The 21,402-nt window shown below is 74.2% G+C and carries 11 protein-coding genes; 8 read left to right on the top strand and 3 right to left on the bottom strand.

Annotation, left to right across the window (positions count from 1 at the left end):
- Positions 1–46: 46 nt before the first annotated feature.
- Positions 47–10,396 carry an amino acid adenylation domain-containing protein gene (locus tag WFK95_RS01455; protein WP_336669667.1) on the top strand — a complete coding sequence of 3,450 codons (10,350 nt, stop codon included), beginning with the start codon at positions 47–49 and terminating at the stop codon, positions 10,394–10,396.
- A 93-nt stretch (positions 10,397–10,489) separates the two neighbouring features.
- Complete coding sequence (locus WFK95_RS01460) at positions 10,490–12,334, top strand: phosphoenolpyruvate carboxykinase (GTP) (protein ID WP_224650494.1); 1,845 nt, start codon at positions 10,490–10,492, stop codon at positions 12,332–12,334.
- 76 nt (positions 12,335–12,410) lie between these two features.
- On the opposite strand, the gene WFK95_RS01465 is transcribed toward WFK95_RS01460, so the two are convergent.
- The gene (locus tag WFK95_RS01465) at positions 12,411–13,943 is read right to left on the bottom strand and encodes a long-chain-fatty-acid--CoA ligase (RefSeq protein WP_224650497.1); all 1,533 of its coding nucleotides are present in this window, start codon (positions 13,941–13,943) and stop codon (positions 12,411–12,413) included.
- Positions 13,944–14,062: 119 nt separating this feature from the next.
- On the opposite strand from WFK95_RS01465, the gene WFK95_RS01470 reads away from it, so the two are divergent.
- Genes WFK95_RS01470 through WFK95_RS01490 form a run of 5 tightly spaced genes read left to right on the top strand, consistent with a single transcriptional unit; the run spans position 14,063 to position 18,130 of the window.
- A complete protein-coding gene (locus tag WFK95_RS01470) occupies positions 14,063–15,244 on the top strand; it encodes a lipid-transfer protein (protein ID WP_336669668.1) in 1,182 nt (393 codons plus the stop codon).
- Positions 15,241–15,699, top strand: a complete 459-nt coding sequence (locus tag WFK95_RS01475) for a MaoC family dehydratase N-terminal domain-containing protein (RefSeq protein ID WP_336669669.1) — start codon at positions 15,241–15,243, stop codon at positions 15,697–15,699. The genes WFK95_RS01470 and WFK95_RS01475 overlap by 4 nt, the downstream gene beginning before the upstream one ends.
- Entirely contained in the window at positions 15,696–16,094 is a 399-nt protein-coding gene (locus tag WFK95_RS01480; RefSeq protein WP_336669670.1) for a MaoC/PaaZ C-terminal domain-containing protein, read from the top strand. The genes WFK95_RS01475 and WFK95_RS01480 overlap by 4 nt, the downstream gene beginning before the upstream one ends.
- Before the next feature lie 24 nt (positions 16,095–16,118).
- A complete protein-coding gene (locus WFK95_RS01485) occupies positions 16,119–16,949 on the top strand; it encodes an SDR family NAD(P)-dependent oxidoreductase (RefSeq protein ID WP_224650516.1) in 831 nt (276 codons plus the stop codon).
- A 20-nt stretch (positions 16,950–16,969) separates the two neighbouring features.
- Positions 16,970–18,130 carry a TetR/AcrR family transcriptional regulator gene (locus WFK95_RS01490; RefSeq protein ID WP_336669671.1) on the top strand — a complete coding sequence of 387 codons (1,161 nt, stop codon included), beginning with the start codon at positions 16,970–16,972 and terminating at the stop codon, positions 18,128–18,130.
- 15 nt (positions 18,131–18,145) lie between these two features.
- On the opposite strand, the gene WFK95_RS01495 is transcribed toward WFK95_RS01490, so the two are convergent.
- Positions 18,146–19,144, bottom strand: coding sequence for a phosphatidylglycerol lysyltransferase domain-containing protein (locus WFK95_RS01495; protein ID WP_336669672.1), 999 nt, complete (start codon positions 19,142–19,144; stop codon positions 18,146–18,148).
- 7 nt (positions 19,145–19,151) lie between these two features.
- Positions 19,152–20,213 carry a LacI family DNA-binding transcriptional regulator gene (locus tag WFK95_RS01500; RefSeq protein ID WP_336669673.1) on the bottom strand — a complete coding sequence of 354 codons (1,062 nt, stop codon included), beginning with the start codon at positions 20,211–20,213 and terminating at the stop codon, positions 19,152–19,154.
- A gap of 65 nt (positions 20,214–20,278) precedes the next feature.
- Here WFK95_RS01500 and WFK95_RS01505 point away from each other — a divergent pair, with 65 nt between their 5' ends.
- On the top strand, positions 20,279–21,397 hold the full coding sequence (locus tag WFK95_RS01505) for a C45 family peptidase (protein ID WP_336669674.1): 1,119 nt from the start codon (positions 20,279–20,281) through the stop codon (positions 21,395–21,397).
- Positions 21,398–21,402: the final 5 nt, after the last annotated feature.

A 21,402-nucleotide genomic window follows, 5' to 3' on the forward strand; every position in this document is an offset into this window, starting at 1 on the left:
CACCGTTCGATAAGGTTGCGATCGCAAACCTGATTGAGGGGGAACCATGGCGAACCGGTTCAAGACGAGGCGCGCCGCGCGCGCCGGTGTGGCGCTGACTCGGGCGCAGGAGTACATCCTCGCCGCCCGCCGCGCCGACGGCGCGGGCCCGGTGTGGATGATCAGCGAGTACGTCGTCCTCGACGGGGACATCGATGACGCCGTGCTGCGCCGCGCCGCCGCCTACGTGGCGACCGCCGCCGAGCCCCTCGTGACGCGGATCGACGAGAAGGCGCACACCCAGCACGTCGGTGCCGGTACCACCGTTGTCGTGGAGGAGGTCGACCTCCGGCGCGAGGCCGACCCCGAGGAGGCGGCCCGGCGGTTCGCCGCGGACCGTCTGGCCTCGCCTCCGCGGGAGCCCCGCGTCCGCCTGGCGCTCGTCCGCACCTCCGAGCGCCGGGTGCGGCTGCTCCTCGAATGCGATCTCGCCGTCGCCGACGGCTACACCGCCGCCCGCGTCCGCGCCGCGATCGCCGCCGCGTACACGGCCCTCGTCGAGGGCCGCTCGCTCGACGCGGACCCCATCCGGCCGCTAAGGGCGCTGCTCGCCGCCGAGTCCGGCTACCTCTCCTCCCAGGACCGCGGGGAGGACGCCGCCTACTGGCGCGGCGCCGGCCTCCCGGGGCCCGCCGTCCTGCCGGGCGGCGCACCGTCGGGCGGGGCGAGCGGCCAGGTCCGCGCGCCCCTGCTGTCCGTCCCCGCGGACCTGGTCCGCAGCCTCGACGCCGAGGCCCGCGCCGTGGGCGTGCGGAACTTCACCGTCGCCGTCGTGGCCGCCGCGCTCGTCGCCGCGCGACGCACCGGCGCCGAGCGCGTGCGGGTGGACCTGCCCGTCTCGGGACGCATCGACGAGACCGGCCTCGACACCGATGGTGCCGCCGGGACCACCATCGCGGTGCGCGTCGACCTGCCCCGGGAGGGCACCGTGCGCGCGTGCCTGCGGGCCGTCGACGCCGCGATCCGCCAGGCCTTCCTGCACCAGCGCGGCCGCCCGCTCGACGGCGAGCACGGCTCGACCGGCGTGGTCGTCAACTACCTGCAGCCGGTGCCCGAGGACTTCGCGGGCGTGCCCGGCGGCACCGAGGTGGTCAACGCCGGGCCCGTCCGGCACCTCGCCCTCGTCGCCCTCGTCGTGGACGGTGGGCTCACCCTCGACGTCCGCGGCCGGGCCGGGGTCTTCGACGCCCCGCAGGTCGCGGCGCTCGCGGCCGAGTGGCGCGGCGCCATCGCGGCGCTCGTCGCCGACCCCGACGCGCTCCTCGGGCCGTTGCTCGAGGCCGTGCCCGAGGACGTCGCGCCCGAGGCGCCCGCGACCCCTGCCGCCGCGGCGACCGGTGGGGACGACGTCGCGCTCGTCGCCGAGATGCTCGGCGGCATCCTCGGCGTGCCCGAGGTGGGCCCGGACGACTCGCTGTTCGACCTGGGCGGCACCTCGCTGGTCGCGGTCCGGGTCACCGACCGGATCGCCGAGCTGAGGGGTGTGCAGGTCCCCGTGGTGGAGGTCTTCGACAACCCCACGCCCCGCGGCATCGCCGCGCTGATCGCGACCGCGCCGCCCGTCGCCGCCCCGACGGTCCGACCCCTGAGCGGCCTCGCGCACGCCATCGTGGACGAGACGGCACCGTCGACCTCCCGCCCGGCCGGCCCGTCGATCCCGTCCCTGGGCGACGTGACGGAGGCCCCCGCCTCGCACGCGCAGGCGGGGCTGTTCCGCGACTTCCAGCTGGGCGGACCCTCGCCGGTCTACAACATGCCGCTGGTCCTGGACTTCGACGAGCCGATCGACGCCGCCGCGATGGCCCGCGCCGTGCGCGACGTGGTGGTGGGGCACCGGGCGCTGCGCACCGTTCTCCGGCTGCGCGGCGACGACGTGGTGCAGGACCTCGCCGTCCCCATCGACGACGACCGCCTGCTGGAGCGGCGCACCGTCCCCGCCGAGGAACGCGACGCCGTCGCCCGGGAGTGCGCGGCGTACGCCTTCGACCTCGCCGCCGAGCCGCCCTTCCGCGGCTGGCTGCTCGAGGATCCCGACCCGGACGAGCCGCCCCGCATGGTCCTCGTGCTGCACCACACCGCCGGCGACGGCGCCTCCGTGGGACCGCTGCTGCGCGACCTCGTCGCCGCCTACGCCGCCCGCCGCTCCGGCGTCGCGCCGGACCTCGGCGCCCTGGCCGTGCAGTACGCGGACTTCGCGGCCTGGCAGCTCGAGCGGCTGCGAGACCCCGACGGTCCCGTCGTCGCGCAGCGCGACTTCTGGCGCCGCACGCTCGACGGTGCGCCGGCCGAGACCGTGCTGCCCGTGGATCGCCCGTACCCCGTCGACAACGAATTCGACGGCGGCACCGTCGATTTCGCGTGGCCCGCGGAGCTCGCCGAGCCCCTGCGGAAGCTCGCGCGCGCGCACGGCGCGAGCCTGTTCATGGTCCACTACGCCGCCCTCGCGGCGCTGCTGTCCAAGCTCGGCGCCGGCGACGACGTGGTGATCGGCACCGCCGCGTCCGGCCGCCCCGCGTCGTGCGACGACGTGGTCGGCATGTTCGTCAACCTGCTGCCGCTGCGCACCACCGTCGACTGGTCGGCGGAGTTCGGCGACTACCTGCGGCGCACCCGGTCGACGGTGCTCGACGCCTACGCGAACCAGGACGTCCCCTTCGGTGAGATGGTGGCGATGCAGCCGCGCGGCTCCGCCGACCGGCACCCGATCTTCCAGGTGATCCTCGGCTGGAACGAGGATCCGGGCTGGGGCGACCTGCGCGACGTGCTCGGCGCCGAGGCGACGCCGATGGCCGCCGGGACCTCCCGTGCCGACCTGCTGTTCAGCGTCACCGAGTCCGCCGACGGCCTCACCGGCGGCGTCGAGTACCGCACCGACGTCTTCGACCGCGCCACCGTCGAGGCTCTCGTCGCCCGCTGGCGGCGGCTGCTCGAGCAGGTCGCCGCGGACCCGCGGACGCGGGTGGCCGCCCTCGACGTGCTGCTGGACACCGAGCCCGCGACCCTCGCGGCGTGGGGCGCACCGTCGGGCCCCGAGCGCACCGCGACCGTCCCCGGCCTGATCGACGAGTGGATCGCGGCGACGCCCGATGCGCTCGCCCTCGCCGACGACGACGAGTCGTTGACCTACGCCGAGCTCGACCGCGAGGCGAACCGCTGGGCGCGCTACCTGCGCGGCGAGGGCGTCGGGCCGGGCGACGTGGTCGCGCTGACCGTGCCGCGCTCGGCGCGCCTGATCGTGGCGGAGCTGGCCGTGCTGCGCGCCGGCGCCGCCTACCTGCCGATCGATCCCGCGTACCCCGCCGAGCGCATCGCGTTCCTGTTGGAGGACGCGGCGCCGCGCTTCGTGATCGGCGCCGACACCGCCCCCGACCTGCGCGAATTCGACGATTCCCCGCTCACCGACGCCGAGCGCGGCGGGCCGCTGCGGCCCGACGACGCCGCGTACGTCGTCTACACCTCCGGCACCACCGGCACCCCCAAGGGCGTGGTCGTGCCGCACGCCGGCGCCGCGGGCCTGGCCGCCGCGATCGCCGCCGGGACCGGCGCGGGCGCGGGTGCGCAGGTGCTGTCGAACTTCTCCGTCGGCTTCGACATCTCCTTCTGGGACCTGCTCAGCGCCCTCGCCACCGGCGGCACGCTGCGGATCTCCGGCGAGACCCGCGTGGGCGACGAGCTCGCCGACTTCGTGGAGGAGCACGGCGTCACGCACGCGCTCATCACCCCCTCGGTGCTGGCGTCGATCACGCCGGGCCGGATGCCCGGCCTCACCTCGCTCACCGTCGGCGCCGAGGCCGTCACCCGCGCGCTCGTCGAGACCTGGGCGCCGGGCCGGCGGCTGATCAACGCCTACGGCCCCACCGAGCTCACCGTCGCCGCGACCGTCGGGCCGCTGACCCCGGGGGAGGGCGCCGTCTCCATCGGCAAGCCCATCGGCGGCTCCCGCGCCTACGTCCTCGACGCCGGGCTGCGGCGCGTGCCGCCGGGCGTCGTGGGCGAGCTGTACGTCGGCGGGCCCGGCGTGGCCCGCGGCTACGCGGGCCTGCCCGCGCTCACCGCGTCGCGCTTCGTCGCCGACCCCCTCGGCGCCGACGGCGCGCGCGTCTACCGCACCGGCGACCTGGTGCGCTGGCTGCCCGGCGGCGAGCTGGAGTACGTGGGCCGCGCCGACGACCAGGTGAAGCTCCGCGGCTTCCGGATCGAGCCCGGCGAGGTCGAGGCGGCGCTCGCGGCGTGCCCCGGCGTCGGCGGCGCGGCCGTCGTCGTGCAGGGCGACGGTGCCGCCCGGCGCCTCGTCGGGTACGTCACCGGCACGGCGTCCGAGGCGGACGTCCGGGCGCACGCCGCCCGGCGGCTGCCCGCGCACATGGTGCCCGCCCGGGTGCTCGTGCTCGACGCGCTGCCGCTCACCGCGAACGGCAAGGTCGACCGCGCGGCGCTGCACGTGCCCGACGCCGGCGACGACGCCCCGTACCGGGCGCCCGTGACCTCCGCCGAGGAGATCCTCGCCGGGGTCTTCGCCGAGGTGCTCGGCCGCGAGCAGGTCGGCGTCGACGACTCCTTCTTCGAGCTGGGCGGAGACTCCATCACGTCGATCCAGTTGGTCGGCCGCGCCCGCGCCGCGGGCCTCACCATCACCGCGCACGACGTCTTCGCGCACCGCACCGTCGCGGGCCTCGCGGCGGTGGCCCGCCGGGCCGACCCCGCCGACGCGGTGCCCGACGACGGCGTCGGCGAGATCGCGCCCACACCGGTCCTGTCCTGGTTCGCCGCGCACGGCGGCACCCCCGAGGGCTTCCACCAGTCGGTGCTGGTCCGCACCCCGTCGGGCGTGGGCACGGAGACGCTGCACGCCCTGACGCAGGCGATCCTCGACCGGCACGACGCCCTCCGCGCGGAGATCGGCACGGCGCCCGGGGGCGGCTCGTCGCTCGTGGTGCGGCCCGTCGGTGCCGTCGCCGCGGCCGACGTCGTGGACCGCGTCGACGCCACCGGTCTGTCGATCGACGAGGTCGGCGCGATGATCGCCGCGCAGCACCGCCGCGTGACGTCCCTGCTGCGGCCCGGCGCACCGTCGCTGCTGCGGGTCGTGTGGTTCGACCTGGGCCCGGAGCGGGAGGGCGCGCTGCTGGTCGCGGCCCACCACTTCGTGGTCGACGGGGTGTCCTGGCGCATCCTGCTCACCGACCTCGCGACGGGCTGGCACGCCGCCTCGACGGGCCGGCCCGTGGTGACGGCCCCGGTGGGCAGCTCCTTCCGCCGCTGGTCGACGGTGCTCGCGGACCGCGCCGCGCAGGTGGGGCCGGAGGACGTCGCGCACTGGCGGTCGGTGCTCGACGGTGCGCCGTCGCTGGTCGACGGCGCCCTCGACCCCGCCCGCGACACCCACGGCGCGGCCGGCCGCGCGGAGCTGACGCTGCCCGCAGAGATCGCCGGGCCGCTGCTCGGTGCGGTGCCGGAGTCCTTCCACGCGGGCGTGCAGGACGTGCTGCTCGCGGCCTTCGCGACCGCGGTCACCGCGTGGGCGGGCGAGCGCGGCCGCGACGCCGACTCCGCGCTCGTCGAGGTGGAGACCCATGGCCGCGACGAGTCCCTGGCGCCCGGGCTGGACCTCGCGCGCACCGTCGGGTGGTTCACGAACGTCCACCCCGTGCGGCTGCGGCCGGGCACGGACGGCCCCGCCACGGCGGTCAAGCGCATCAAGGAGCAACTGCGGGCCTTGCCCGGCGGCGGCCTCGGCTACGGCCTCGCGCGGTATGCCAACGCGGAGACGGCCCAGGCCCTCGCCGGGCTGCCGCAGCCGGAGATCGGCTTCAACTACCTGGGCCGCACGACCAGCGCGGGCGATCAGGCATGGGCGCCCGACCGTCGCTTCCCCGATCTCTCCCCGGCGCCGGACGCGCTCGCGCTGATGCACGCCGTCGAGGTGAACGCCGTCGCCCGCGACGGCGCGGACGGGCCCGAGCTGGTCGCGGCCTGGACCTGGGCACCGGCGCTGATCGACGAGGATGCGGTCCGCCGGCTCGGCGCCCTGTGGTTCGACGCGCTGCGTGACGTGGTGGCCGCGGCGGGCAGCGGCGGCGGGCACACCCCGTCGGACTTCCCGCTGGTCGCGCTCACGGGCGAGCAGGTCGATTGCCTCGACGAGCGGTACCCGGGCCTGGAGGACGTGCTGCCGCTGACGCTGCTGCAGCAGGGATTCCGCTACCACGCCGAGCTCGGCGACGCGGCGGGCGACGCCGCCGATCCGTACGTCGTGCAGACGGTGATCGACTTCGAGGGCGTCCTCGACGAGGACCGCTTCGCCGAATCGGTGCGCGCGCTGCTGGCCCGCCGCGAGGCGCTGCGCGCCCGGTTCGTCGCCGACGGGCTGGACGCCCCCGTCCAGGTCATCGCGGCGCCCGGGCCGGTGCCCTTCCGCCACGAGGACGTGCGCGCGGAGGACGACCCGGACGCCCGGTTCGTCGAGCTGGCCGCCGCCGAGCGGCGCCGCGGCTTCCGCCTCGACCGCGAACCCGGCATGCGGTTCCTGCTGGTCCGGGTGGGCGAGCGCGACGTGCGGCTGGTGGTGACGAACCACCACATCCTGTGGGACGGCTGGTCGGCGCCGGTGATCTTCCGCGATCTCCTGGCGGGGTACGCGGGCATCGATCCCGACGCCCTCGGCGGGCCGCGGGCGGGCCTGCGCGACTACTTCACCTGGCTGCAGGGGCGCGACCGGGAGGCCGCGCGCGCCGCCTGGGCGGCGGAGTTGGACGGCCTCGACGAGCCGACGCTCGTCGCGCGCGACCGCCCGCTGCGGTCCGGGGCCGACGGCGGACCGTCGGGCGAGGGACACGACGAGGTGCGTGCGATCGTCCCCGACAACCTCAACGCGGCCGTCACCCGCCTCGCGGGCACGCTCGGCACCACGCCCGGCGCGGTGCTGCAGGCGACGTGGGCGATCGCGCTGGGCGGCGCGACCGGCCGCGGCGACGTGGTCTTCGGGTCCGTGCAGTCGGGCCGCCCCGCGCAGCTCGACGGCGTCGAGGACCTGGTGGGCCTGCTCATCACCACCTCGCCGGTGCGGGTCCCCCTCGATCCGCGCGCGACGGTCCGCGAGGTCGTCCTCGGCGTGCAGGAGCAGTACGTGCGCCTGCTCGACCACCAGCACCTCGGCCTCACCGAGATCGCCCGCGCCACCGGCCGGGACGAGCTCTTCGACTCGCTGTTCGTGGTGGAGAACTACCCGTCGACGGCGGGCGCGACGATCCCCGGCACCGACGTCGAGGTCGTCGACGTGCACGGCGACGAGGCCACCCACTACCCGCTCTCCGTCGCGGTGGTCCCGGGGCGGACCATGCACGTCCGCGCGGGTTTCCGCACCGACGCGCTGGACCGCGGCTGGGTCGAGGACCTGATCGACCGGTGGCGCCGCGTGCTGACCGCCGCGGTCACCCGGCCCGACGCCCGCCTCGCCGACGTCGACGGCACCGGCGAGACCGAACGGCTGCTCGTGCGCCGCTGGGGCGGCGCCATCGGCGGCGTCCCGGCCCGCACGCTCCCGGAGCTCTTCGCCCGACGCGCCGCGGCCCGCCCCCGCTCCCGCGCGGTCGCCGGCGACGGAGCCCCGCTCAGCTACGCCGAGCTCGACGCGTTGTCGAACCGGTGGGCGCGGCGCTTCCTCGCGAAGGGCGTCGGCCCGGGCGACGTGGTCGCGGTGACCGCGCCGCGCTCGATCGGCTTCGTCGCCGTGGTGCTCGGCGTCGCGAAGGCGGGCGCCGCCTTCCTGCCCATCGACGCCGCGACGCCGCGCGAGCGCATCGAGGCCATGTTCGCGGACGCGCACCCCGTCCTCGAGGTCGACGGTGCGCTGCTCGACGCCGGCCCGGGCGATGCCGGGGACGAGCCCGTCACGGACGCCGACCGGCGGTCGCCGCTGACCGCGCAGGACGCCGCGTACGTCATCTTCACCTCCGGCTCGACGGGCACGCCCAAGGGCGTCGCGGTCACCCACGCCGGCCTCGCCGACCTGGTGCGGACCTTCGACGAGCTGGACCTGGGCCCGGGGACGCGGATGCTGCACAACGCCTCGGTCGGCTTCGACGCCGCCGTGTGGGAGCTGCTGTGCGCCCTCGGCACGGGCGGCACGCTCGTCGTCTCGGCGACGGTGCGCGCGGGCCGCGAGCTCGCCGACTTCGTCGAGAAGCACCGGGTCACGAACGCGGTGCTTACCCCGTCCGTGCTGGCGTCGGTGCCCGCCGGGCGGATGCGGGGCCTCACGTCGCTGGTGGTGGCCGCCGAGGCCGTGCCGCGCGCGCTCGTCGACCGCTGGGGCCCCGGCCGCCGGCTGGTCAACGCCTACGGCCCCACCGAGGCGACGATCGCCGTCTCCTTCGCGCGCATCCGCCCCGGGGGCGCCGGCCCGGTGCCCATCGGCCGGCCCGTCCGCGGCATGGCGGTCCGGGTGCTCGACGGTGCCCTCCGGCGCGTCGCGCCGGGCGTCGTGGGCGAGCTGTACGTCGCCGGTGCCGCGGTCGCCCGCGGCTACGTGGGCCGCCCGGGCCTCACGGCGTCGCGGTTCGTCGCCGACCCGTACGGCGGGTCCGGGGCGCGCATGTACCGGACGGGCGACCTGGTGCGGTGGCTGCCCGACGGTGCCCTGGAGTACGTGGGCCGCGCCGACGACCAGGTGAAGATCCGCGGCGTGCGGATCGAGCTGGGCGAGGTCGAGGCGGCGCTGGCCGCGGTCCCCGGCGTGAGCGCCGCGGTCGCCCTCGTGCGCGACGGCGCCCGCGGCGGCCGGCTCGTCGGCTACGTCGTCGCGCCCGGCCTCGCGCCGGACGAGGTGACCGCCGTCGTCGCGCGGCGGCTGCCCGCCGCGATGGTCCCGTTCGTCGTGGTGCTCGACGCCCTGCCGCTCACCCCGAGCGGCAAGCTCGACCGCGCGGCGCTGCCGGAGCCGGTGTTCGCCGCGGCCGCCGGGTACCGCGCGCCGGAGACCGACGAGGAGCGGGCCATGGTCGCGCTGTTCGAGTCGGTCCTCGACGCCGAGGACGTGGGGCTCGACGACTCCTTCTTCGAGCTCGGCGGCGATTCGCTGTCGCTGATGCGGCTGGTGGACCGCGTGGACGTCGACTTCGGGGTGCGGGTGCCGATCGCGGGGCTCTTCGAGAGCGCCACCCCGGCGTCGGTGCTGGCGTCGCTGTCCGAGGCCGGCCGGCCCCGGGCGGTCGAGGTCCCCGTCGACGACGTGCGGTTCGCGCCGTCGACGCCCGACGTGACGCCCACCGGCTATGAGGTCCTGGTCACCGGCGCGACCGGCCTGCTGGGCGGGCACCTGATCCGCGCCGTGCTCGAGGCCGATCCGACGGCCCGCGTGCAGGCCCTGGTCCGCGCCCGCGACGAGGCGTCGGGGCTCGAGCGCATCCGCACGACCATGCGGGGCTACGGCTCCTGGTCGGACGGCTACGAGGACCGCATCACCGCGCTCCCCGGCGATCTCGCGCTACCCGCCCTGGGGATCGAGGCCGCCGTCTGGGACCGCGTGATCGAGCAGGTCGACGCGATCATCCACTGCGGCGCGCGGGTCAACCACGTCGAGCCGTACCCCCGGCTGCGGGCGGCCAACGTGGACTCGACGCGGTTCCTGCTGGAGCTGGCCTCGCGGCGACCCGGGACGGCCTTCCAGTTCGTCTCCACCATCTCGGCGGCGGGCGCCTTCGAGGAGATCCCCGACGCCGGGTACACGCACTCCAAGTGGGTGGCCGAGCGGGTCGTGGAGCTCGCGGCGGCGAGCGGCGTGCGGTCGACGATCCTGCGGCCCGGCCTGCTGACCGGGTCCCTGGAGTCGGGCGCCACCAACACCGACGACGCCTTCTGGAACCTCGTCCGGTCGATCGCGACGGTGGGGGCGGCACCGTCGGAGCTGCTGGACCAGACGATCGAGATGACCCCCGTCGACCGGGCGGCCGAGGCGATGGTCGACGTCCTGCGCGCCGGCGCCGAGCCGCTGCGGACGCTCGAGGTGGGCAGCGGTTCCCGGGTGAGCTGGGCCGAGATCGTCGGGGCGCTGCGCCGCGGCGGCTACCCCGTCGAGGCGGTGCCGGGTCACGTCTTCCTGGAGCGGCAGACCGCCGCCTTCCGGGACCGGCCCGAGGTGGCGGAGGCGCTCGCGCGCGCCATCCTGCTGATCCGTGCCGGTCTGGAGCGCGAGACCGTCGGCGAGGGCGGCGGCTGGACCCCGACGAGCGCCGCCGACGGGCGCATCGGGCTCGACGGTGACCGGGGCCCCGTCGGGGACGCCGGGCTCGACGTCTACGTCGACTACTTAGTACGCATCGGCTTCCTCCCGGGCGCAGGAGAAGTGGTCGACGTGTGATGTGAGATGTTGCACGTCACCCTCGGTTCTGTGACCTTGCCCGATGTGTGACACTGGTTCAAAGGTTCGGTACGACTTTCGGAGATGACACACATGACGTCAGCCACCATTCCCGGCCTCGAGGGGGATTCGGTCCCCACGAAGCACGCGCAGCTCATCGCATGGGTGCGCGAGGTCGCCGAGCTCACGCAGCCCGATCGCGTGGTGTGGGCGGACGGGTCCGACGAGGAGTGGGATCGCCTGACCTCGGAGATGGTCGCCGCGGGCACGTTCACCAAGCTCAACGACGCGAAGAAGCCCAACTCCTTCCTGGCTCTCTCGGACCCGGCGGACGTGGCGCGCGTGGAGTCGCGCACCTACATCTGTTCGGAGACCAAGGAGGGCGCCGGCCCGACGAACAACTGGGTCCGTCCCGCCGAGATGCGCGCGACGATGACCGACCTCTACCGCGGCTCGATGCAGGGCCGCACCATGTACGTGGTGCCCTTCTGCATGGGCCCGCTGGGCGCCGACGACCCGAAGCTGGGCGTCGAGCTCTCCGACAGCCCGTACGTCGTGGTCTCGATGAAGATCATGACCCGCATGGGTTCGGCCGTGCTGGAGAAGCTGGGCGACGAGGGCTTCTTCGTCAAGGCCATCCACTCCGTGGGCAAGCCGCTCGCGCCGGGCGAGGCCGACGTGGCGTGGCCGTGCAGCGAGACCAAGTACATCACCCATTTCCCGGAGACCCGCGAGATCTGGTCGTACGGCTCGGGCTACGGCGGCAACGCCCTGCTGGGCAAGAAGTGCTACGCGCTGCGCATCGCCTCGGCCATGGCGCACGACGAGGGCTGGCTCGCCGAGCACATGCTGATCCTCAAGCTGATCTCGCCGGAGCAGAAGGTCTACTACATCGCCGCGGCGTTCCCGTCGGCCTGCGGTAAGACCAACCTCGCGATGATCCAGCCGACCCTGCCGGGCTGGCGCGCCGAGACCGTCGGCGACGACATCGCCTGGATGCGCTTCGGCAAGGACGGCCGCCTGTACGCGGTGAACCCCGAGTTCGGCTTCTTCGGCGTCGCCCCCGGCACGTCTATGGACTCGAACCCGAACGCGATGAAGACCATCGACGCCGGCAACACCATCTTCACCAACGTCGCCAAGACCGACGACGGCGACGTCTGGTGGGAGGGCATGTCGGCCGCGCCGCAGCACCTCACCGACTGGCGCGGCGACGACTGGGAGAGCTCCTCGGCCGAGAACGAGGACGGCGTCGTCACCGTGGCCGCGCACCCGAACTCGCGCTACACCACCCCGATGTCGCAGTGCCCGTCGATCGCCCCCGAGTGGGACGACCCGCAGGGCGTGCCGATCTCGGCCATCCTGTTCGGCGGCCGCCGCAAGACGACGGTGCCGCTGGTCACGCAGGCGCGCGACTGGAAGCACGGCGTCTTCATGGGCGCGACCGTCGGCTCGGAGCAGACCGCCGCCGCCGAGGGCAAGGTGGGCACCGTCCGCCGCGACCCGATGGCGATGCTGCCCTTCCTGGGCTACAACGTGGGCGACTACTTCGATCACTGGCTCAACATCGGCAAGCAGGCCGACGAGTCCAAGCTGCCGGCCGTGTTCTACGTGAACTGGTTCCGCCGCGGCGAGGACAAGCGCTTCCTGTGGCCCGGATTCGGCGAGAACAGCCGCGTGCTCAAGTGGATCGTCGACCGCATCGAGGGCAACGTCACCGGCCAGGAGACGCCGGTCGGCATCGTCGCCACCCCGGAGGAGCTGGACCTCACCGGCCTGGACACCCCGGTCGCGGACGTCGCCGAGGCGCTGGCCGTGAACGTCGACGAGTGGCGCGGCGAGCTGCCGTCGATCGACGAGTGGTTCGAGTTCGTGGGCGACAAGCTGCCCACCGGCCTCAAGGACGAGCTGGACGCGCTCAAGCAGCGCCTGGGCTGATCTCCTGACATGTCCTGCGCCCCCGCCGTTTACGGCGGGGGCGCAGTGCTGTCCGGGGACGGCCGCCGGCCGTGCGTCAGGCGCGTGACCAGTCCTGCTGCCGCAGGTCGCGCTTGAGGATCTTCCCCGCGCCGGAGACGGGGAGCGCCTCCACGAAGGCGACGGACCGCGGCAGCTTGTAGTTCGCGATGTGCTCGCGGGCGAAACCGCGGAGCTCGTCGCCGGTGACGGACGTGCCGGCGGCGAGCACGACGACGGCGTGCACCCGCTCGCCCCACTCCTCGTCGGGCACGCCGATCACGGCGACCTGCGCGACGGCGGGGTGCTTGGCGAGCGCGTTCTCCACCTCCACCGAGTAGACGTTCTCGCCGCCGGTGATCACCATGTCCTTGATCCGGTCGGCCACGAAGACGTACCCGTCCTCGTTCATGTAGCCCGCGTCGCCGGTGTGCATCCATCCGCCGCGCAGCGCCTCCGCGGTCTCGGCCTCCTTGTTCCAGTAGCCCGTCATCAGGTGGTCGCCGCGGGCGACGATCTCGCCGATCTCGCCGCGGGGCAGCTCGACGTCGTCGGGACCCACGATCCGCACCTCGGAGTGCACGGCGGGGCGCCCGCAGCTGCGCCGTAGCGCGGGGTCGTCGTGGTCCTCGGCGGTGAGGAGGGTGGCGACGGGCGCCAGTTCGGTCATTCCGTAGGCCTGCGTGAGCCGGGCAGCCGGGACCAGGGCGTGCGTCCGCTCGAGCACCGCCTCGGAGATCGGGGAGGCGCCGTACATGATCCGGGTCAGGCTCGACAGGTCCGCCGCGCGGCCCTCGGGGGAGTCGATGAGCAACTGGATCATGGTGGGCACCAGCAGGGCGTCCGTGACGCGGTGCTCCTCGATCGCGGCGGCGACGCCCGCCGGCGTGAACGACGGGACCATGACGTGCGTGGCCCGGGTCAGGCACCCGATCGTCCACGCGGCGAGGTCGGCGAGGTGGAACATGGGGGCGGCGTGCAGGAGCACGCCGCCGCGGTTGAGCATGCCGGTGGTGACCAGCGAGCCCATCGCCGACGTGAGGCACGCGCGGTGGGAGAGCATGACGCCCTTCGGGGTGCCGGTGGTGCCGCCGGTGTAGAAGATCCCGTACAGGTCGTCGCCGCCGCGCCGGGCGTCCTCGATCGGCGCGGAGGAGGCGATCAGCTCCTCGTAGCCGAGCATGCCGGCGGGGACGGCGCCCTCGCCGGCGTGGATCACGGAGGTCACGTTCGGCGCGAGCGCGCGGAGCTCCGGGACCAGCGGCGCGAAGGCGTCGTCGACGACCAGGACGTTCGTCTCGCAGTCGGCGAGGGAGTAGGCGATCTCGGCGGCGCTCCAGCGCACGTTGACGGGGTTGACGACGCACCCCGCCCAGGGCGTCGCGAGCAGGAACTCGTGGTAGCGGTCGCTGTTGAGCGACAGGATGCCGATCCGGTCACCCTCGCGCGCGCCGAGGTCGCGGAACGCGCCGGCGAGCCGGGCCACGCGGTCGGCGACCTCGGCGGCCGTGCGACGGCGGTCGCGGTACACCGTCACGACGTGGTGCGGCACGGCCTGGGCGGTCTGGGACAGCGATTGGGTGATCTGCACTTCAATCCTCCGGAGAGTGAACGACTACCAGTGTGATGTCGGCTACAACGAGATCGACTATTGCATGTCAGGGCCGGACTGTGCAATAAATGTGAATATCCAATCGTACGGAGGTAGAAATGAGTCGGACATACGTCGCCGGCGTCGGGATGATCCCCTTCGCCACCCCGCGCACGGCCGAGCCCTACGACGTGATGGCGCCCGCCGCGGTCCGGGCCGCCCTCGCCGACGCGGGCGTCGAGCTCGCGGACGTGCAGCAGGCGTACGCCGGGTACGTCTACGGCGATTCGACCAGCGGCCAGCGCGCGCTGTACCGGGTCGGAACGACGGGGATCCCCGTCGTCAACGTGAACAACAACTGCTCGACCGGCTCGTCCGCGCTCTTCCTCGCCCGCCAGGCCGTCGCGTCCGGCGCCGCGGACTGCGTGCTCGCCTTCGGCTTCGAGCAGATGGAGCGCGGCGCGCTCGCCATCAAGTGGCCCGACCGGCCGAGCCCGTTCGTCGACTTCATGGCGATCGCGGAGGAGCGGAACGGTGCAAGTGAAGCGCCGTTCGCCGCCCAGCTCTTCGGCGGCGCGGGCGCCGAGTACGCCGAGCGCTACGGCGTCGCACCGGAGACCTTCGCCAAGGTGGCGGTCAAGGCCCGCAACCACGCCGCGAACAACCCGTTCGCAGTGTTCCGGGACCCGGTCACCGTCGAGCAGGTGCTGACCTCTCCCCAGATCTTCGGTCCGCTCACGCGCCTGCAGTGCTGCCCGCCCACCTGCGGGGCCGCCGCCGCGATCATCGTGAGCGAGGAGTTCGCCCGCGCCCGCGGCCTGCGCACGACGGTCGCGATCGCCGCGCAGGCGATGACCACGGATGGCGCCGCGACATTCGACGGCTCGCTGATGAACCTCGTGGGCGCGGACATGAGCCGCCGCGCCGCTGATCAGGTGTACGAGGCCGCGGGCGTCGCCCCGGGAGACGTGCGGGTCGTGGAACTGCACGACTGTTTCACGGCGAACGAGATCCTCTCCTACGAATCCCTGCGGCTCACCCCGGACGGCACCGCGGAGAAGTTCATCGAGGACGGCGACAACACCTACGGCGGCGCGGTGGTCACCAACCCGTCGGGTGGCCTCCTGTCCAAGGGACATCCCCTCGGCGCGACGGGCCTCGCCCAGTGCGCGGAGCTGTCCTGGCAGCTGCGCGGCGAGGCCGGCGCCCGCCAGGTCGACGGTGCCTCCCTCGCCCTGCAGCACAACATCGGGCTCGGCGGCGCAGCCGTGGTGACGCTCTACGAGCGGGGTGACCGGTGATCGACCGCGACGCCGCCCTGGCACTGGCGCTGCCCGAGTTCGCCGTCGACGTCGAGCGCGGCCGGCTGCGCTTCTTCGCGCGGGCGATCGGCGAGACCGACCCCGTGTTCACCGATCTCGACGCGGCCCGGGCCGCGGGCCATCGCGACCTGCCCGCGCCGCCGACCTTCGTCTTCGGACTGGCGCTCGAGGCGCCGGATCCCTTCGGCTACCTCGGCGCCCTCGGGATCGACCTGCGGCACATCCTGCACGGCGAGCAGCGCTTCGACCACCTCTCCGTCGTCTGCGCGGGGGACCGGATCACCGTGCGGGAGAACATCGTCGACGTCTACGCCAAGAGCGGCGGCGCCCTCGAGTTCCTGGTCAAGCAGTCCGAGTTCCTCCGCGACGGCGAGCCCGTCGCCACCGCCACCTCGACGATTGTCGTCCGTCGCCCGCAGGAGGCCGCCGCATGAGCACGACCATCGAGGTGGGTACGGAGCTGCCCCCGCTCGCCGTCGGCGAGATCACCCGCACCACCCTCGCCCTGTTCGCGGGCGCGAGCGGCGACCACAACCCCATGCACATCGACCTCGACGTCGCCCGCTCCGCCGGACTCGACGACGTCTTCGCCCACGGCATGCTCGGCATGGCGCACCTGGGCCGACTGCTGACGGATTGGGTCGGCGTGCAGCGCATCCGCAGCTTCGCGGTGCGGTTCGTCGCCATCACCCCCGTGCACGCCCATCCCGTCTGCCGGGGCACGGTCGTCGCGGTCGACGATGCCGCCGGCACCGCCGTCCTCGACCTCACGGTCACCCTTGCCGACGGCACCACGACGCTCACGGGCAGCGCCGTCGTCGACCTCTGACCCCACACCCCAAGGAGTACAACCATGTCCGCACTGAACGGCAAGATCGCCGTCGTCACCGGTTCCGGCCGCGGCATCGGCCGCGAGATCGCCCTCAAGCTCGCCGCCGACGGCGCCGCCGTCGTGGTCAACGACCTCGACGAGGCGCCCGCCGCGCAGACCGTCGCCGATATCGAGGCCGCGGGCGGCCGGGCCGTGGCCTGCGCCGGCAGCGTCACCGAGGAGGGCTTCGCCGACCGCTTCGTCGGCACGGCCGTCGACGAGCTCGGCGGGCTCGACATCATCGTCAACAACGCCGGGTACACGTGGGACTCGGTCGTGCAGAAGATGACCGACGAGCAGTGGGACGCGATCCTCGACGTGCACCTCAAGGCCCCGTTCCGGATCCTGCGCGCCGCCCAGCCGGTGATCTCGGGCCTCGTCAAGGCCGCCCGCGCGGAGGGCCGTGAGGTGCCCTGCCGCAAGGTCGTCAACATCTCCTCGATCGCCGGGCTCGGCGGCAACGCGGGGCAGGCCAACTACGCCGCGGCGAAGGCGGGCGTGACGGGTCTGACCAAGACGATCGCCAAGGAGTGGGGCAGGTACAACGTCACCGTGAACACCGTCGCCTTCGGACTCATCACCACGCGCCTGACCGAGGCCCCGGCCGGCGGCGACGGCAGCATCGACGTCGCGGGACGCGAGATCAAGGTGGGCGTCAATCCCCAGCTGCTCGACGCGATGGCGGCCCAGATCCCGCTCGGCCGCGCGGGCACTCCCCAGGAGGCCGCCGGCGCCGTGTACCTGCTGTGCCGGCCGGAGTCCGACTACGTCAGCGCGCAGACTCTGGTGTGCGGGGGTGGGTACATGATCTAGGCGCCCTAGTCTTGGACGCCATGGAGACGACATCGGTGGTGCGCTCGCGGCCGGCCAACAGGCGCGAGCTGATCATCGATGCCGCCGCCGCGGCGTTCGCGGCCCGCGGCTACGAGAACGTCGCGATGAGCACCGTCGCCGAGGCCGTGGGCGTGCGCCCGTCCGCCCTGTACCGGCACTTCGCCAACAAGGAGGCGATGCTCGCGGCGGCCTTCGAGGGCTACGTCCAGGGCCTGCGGGAGGCGCTCGCTGCGGGGTCGGAGGCGGACCGGTTCGGACCCCTGATCGGCCGGACGCTCGCGCACCGGGCCGCGGGCCGGCTGTGGATCCGGGAGGCCCGCTACCTCCCGGCGGACGCCGTCGCTGCAGTCCGCGAGTCCCTCCTGGCGGACCTCGACGCGGCGGTCGCGGCGCCGGGCGACGGTGCCGGGGCGAGGGCGCGATCGATCGCGGTGCTCGGCGTCCTGCTCAGCACGGCGATGCACGCCACGGAGTCGACCGAGCCGCCGATGCGCTCGCTCCTGTCCGCCTTGGTGTCCCGCGCCGCGACGGGCCCGCTCGCTGCCGACTCGCCGTCCGTCGCCGCGCCGCGAGGCCTCGCCCGGATCGCCAAGCGTGAGCAGATCCTCGCTGCCGCCGTCGAGCTGTTCGCGGCCCGGACCTACGACGGGGTCGCGCTGGAGGACATCGCCGCCGCAGTCGACCTCGCGCCGTCGAGCCTCTACAACCACTTCGCCAGCAAGGAGGAGATCCTCTCCTCGGCCCTGCATCGCGCCAACGGTTTCGTCCAGGTGGATCTCGACGAGGTACTCGCCGCCACCGACGACCCCGGTGTTGCGCTCCACGCGATCGTGGGGCGGTACGCGGGCTTCGCGGTGCGCCACCCCGGGATGACGCAGGCGATCGTCTCCGAGATCGGCGAGCTCGCCGAGCGGGAGAGCGCAATCCTCATCGAGCCTCAGCGGGCCTACGTCGGCGAATGGGTCCACCTGTACGGCAGCGTCGATGACGCCGATCCCGCCGCGCGGCGCGTCGCGGTGATGGCGGCGATCACCGCGGTCAACCAGCTCGCGTGCACGCCGGGCGCCCCGCGCGGAGCCGAACGCGCCGCGCTGGTGACGACCTACGGGCGCAGAATCCTCGGTGTCGACGGCGCGCAGGACCGCCTTCCACGGGCCTGACGGCGCGGCGCCGGTTCAGAGTCGGCCGCCCCGGCCGTAGCGGCCGAACTCGAGCAGGATCAGCGCGGCCGCGACCCGGACGACCTGGCGCGGCCGCAGCAGGACCGCGCGCTCCTGGCCGAACGAGCGGTACTTGCGCAGGTACCGGTACAACCGCTCGACGTGCAGCAGCGGGTCGAAGGCGTGCACGGCCCGCCGGGCCGCGGCCCGGGCCCACGGGTGCCGCAGGGCCGTCGCGTCGTCGGCGAACAGGTCGGGGAAGGGCGCGAAGGCGAGCGAAACGCGCTTGTAGCCGTGGTCCCGCGCCCACGCCACGGTCTCCAGCGTCAGCCGCTCGTCCACCCCGTTGGGCGCGCGCCGCGCGCGCAGCGGCAGGTCCAGTGAGAGGTCCTCGGGCCCGGCGGGCAGGTATCGGTGCGCGGCGCAGACGGTGCCGTTCGCCGTCCGGGCGAGGGCGAACACCCCGTCGGGCGTGGTGCCGTCGAGCATGCGCCCCAGGATCATCGAGAAGCCACGGGTGGGATCGTGGCCCGCGAGGGTCTCCATCCGGCGGACGGCCTGCCGGTCCAGATCGGCGACGTCGCCCTCCCGCACGATCTCGACGGTGACGCCCGCGTTGCGGGTGCGGGAGACCGCCTGCCGCAGGTTGCGGAACCGTCGGCCCACGAGGTCGAAGGATCCGGTGTCGATCACGACGTCGCGGCCGATCGGCACGGCCCGCAGGCCGTGCGCCTCCCAGAGCGGGCGGTACGCCTCGCCCGCGCCGAGGACCGCGATCGGCCGGCGCCCGGCGCGCCGCACGAACTCCGCGATCGCCGCGGCGCGGGCCTCGGCGGTGAGGCCGACGGGGTCGCCGCTCGCGACCACCACGCCGAGCCGCATCGCGTAGCCCACCACCGCGTCCCCGCCGGGAGCGATGACGTGCTGCTTCTCGGGCCGGAGCGCGAACGGCGCGAGCGGATCGCCGACCGCCTGGCCGACCAGCTCCGAAACGCTTCGATGAGCGAAGGACATGAACGAATTATGCGCCTGCCCCTGCGATCCCGCGCGCCGGGGGGCAGTCGTCCGGTGGCCGCGGCGGCACCGTCGACGCCCGGACGACGACCTCGGTGTGGATCTGCGCCGGCTCCCCGGGCGGGGCTCCCGCCAGGATCGCGAGCAGCATCGCGACGGTCGCGCGCACCTCGTCCTTCACCGCCCCGGTCATGCAGGTGATCGACGGGGTCGCGGTGCGGGAGTGCTCGGAATCGGACATGGTGGCGACGAGCAGCGCGTCGGGGACACGGATCCCGCGCTCGGCGAGCGCGGCGACGGTGCCCGCGGCGTGCCGGCCCGTCATGCAGACGATCGCGTCCGGCAGGGGGCCGTGCGCGCCGTCGGCCAGGGCGCCGGCGAAGGCGCGGCCCCCGTCGACCCCGGCCCGTTCCGGCACGGTGACGACCACCGGATCGGCGCGGCCGGTCTCGGCGCACCAGCGTCGGAAGGCGTTCTCGCTGTCGATGTTCCATGCGTTCGGGTCGGTGCCGCGGACGAGCAGGATGCGCCGGGCGCCGGCGTCCGCGAGGTGGTCGAGCATCCGCGTCATCCCGGCGTCGTCGTCCGTGGAGACCCAGTCGACCCGGTCGGGGCGGCCCGGGTCGCGCCCGATGGTGACGTAGGACAGGCCGCGCTCGTCGAGTCGCCGGAGCACCGGGTCGTCGTGGTGCGGGTTCACCACGATGTAGCCGTCCATCGAATAGGCGAGCGGCGGGGCGGCATGCGTGACGAGGTCGCGCAGCAGCATGACGCCCCTGCCGCGCTCGAGCAGCTCGACGCTGAGCATCCCGGCGATGCGGGAGAAGACGTCCACGCCCTCGGGGTTGTAGTCCTCGAGCGCGTCCAGCGAGCGGAAGACCAGGCCGACCGCGCCGAGCCGGGCGCCCTGCAGGCCGCGGGCGATGGCGTCGGCCTGGTAGCCCATCTCCTCCGCGACCTCGACGATCCGCGCCCGCGTCGCCGCGGACAGCGTGCCCGTGCCGTTGAGCGCCTGGGAGACCGCGGCGGTCGAGACGCCGGCGCGGGCCGCCACATCCCTGATGGTCAAGCCCCGTCGCCGCATCCTCGGAATCCTACGGGCGGAACCCGTTGTATTAAACGTTTAACTTTTCTATGGTCTGGATCACAGTCGCGGCGCCGGGCGCCGCGCACGATCGAGAAGAGGACCGGGTGCAGCTCCACACCGACATCACGACGACCCCGACCGGCGCTGCGGCCGGCCGTGCCAGGGGCGCCCGCTTCGCGCCGCGGATCCGGCGCATCAGCGCGCTCTACGCGGCCCACTTCGCGGAACTCGGGATCGCCCCGGGCGTGGTCGCCGAGGTCGCGGCCGCGAGCCACGACGAACTGGCCGCCTGGGCCCCGCACCTCGCCGCCGAGGTCGACGGACTCGCCGCCGGCGCGGGGACGCCCCTCGCCGCGGTCGCCCTCCTCGACGCCCGCACCGAGATCCTCGCCCGCACCGCGCCGTCGCGCGAGGGGGAGTGCTCGACGATGGTGCGGGCCGTCCCCGGCGCGGCGCCCGAGACCCTCCAGACCTGGGACTGGCACGACCACCTCGCGCCGGACGGGCTCCTGCTGGCGGGGGTCGGGAACACCGGCCTGCGGTTCAAACTGTTCACCGAGTTCGGCGTGTCCGGCAAGATCGGCCTCAACGACGCCGGTGTCGGCGTCCACTTCAACATCCTCAACCACCGCTCGGACGGGGGCGCCCTGGGCGTGCCGGTGCACGCGGTCGCACGCCGCGTCATCGAGGAGGCGACGGGCGTCGACCACGCCGTCGACCTCGTCCGGAGCGCGCGGGTCAGCGCGTCGACGGTGTTGACCGTCGCCGACCGGCACGGCCGGGCCGCGAGCATCGAGATGTCCCCCGCGGGAACGGCGCTCGTCCGCCCGGGCGAGGACGGCTGGCTGTTCCACACCAACCACTTCCTCGACCCGGGACTGGCGGTGGGGGACACGATCCCGCGCGTGGAATCGTCGACCGACCTGCGGATGGACGACATGACCGCCCGGCGTGCGGACCTGTGCTCCGGCACCGGCCAGGCGCGCGCGAAGGCCCTCGCGGCCGACGGTACGGCGCCCCAGATCATGCGCCCCGACGTCTCGCTCCCGCTCGTCGAGCAGTGGAGCACCCTCCTCACCGTCGCCCTGGACCTGGACGCCTTCGCGCTGTCCTACCGGGCCGGAACCCCCTTCGAGGCCGCAGAACTCGGCCTCCTCACCTTCTGATCGGA

This window comes from Tsukamurella sp. USMM236 (assembly GCF_037148755.1).
In the GTDB taxonomy this organism is placed as follows: domain Bacteria; phylum Actinomycetota; class Actinomycetes; order Mycobacteriales; family Mycobacteriaceae; genus Tsukamurella.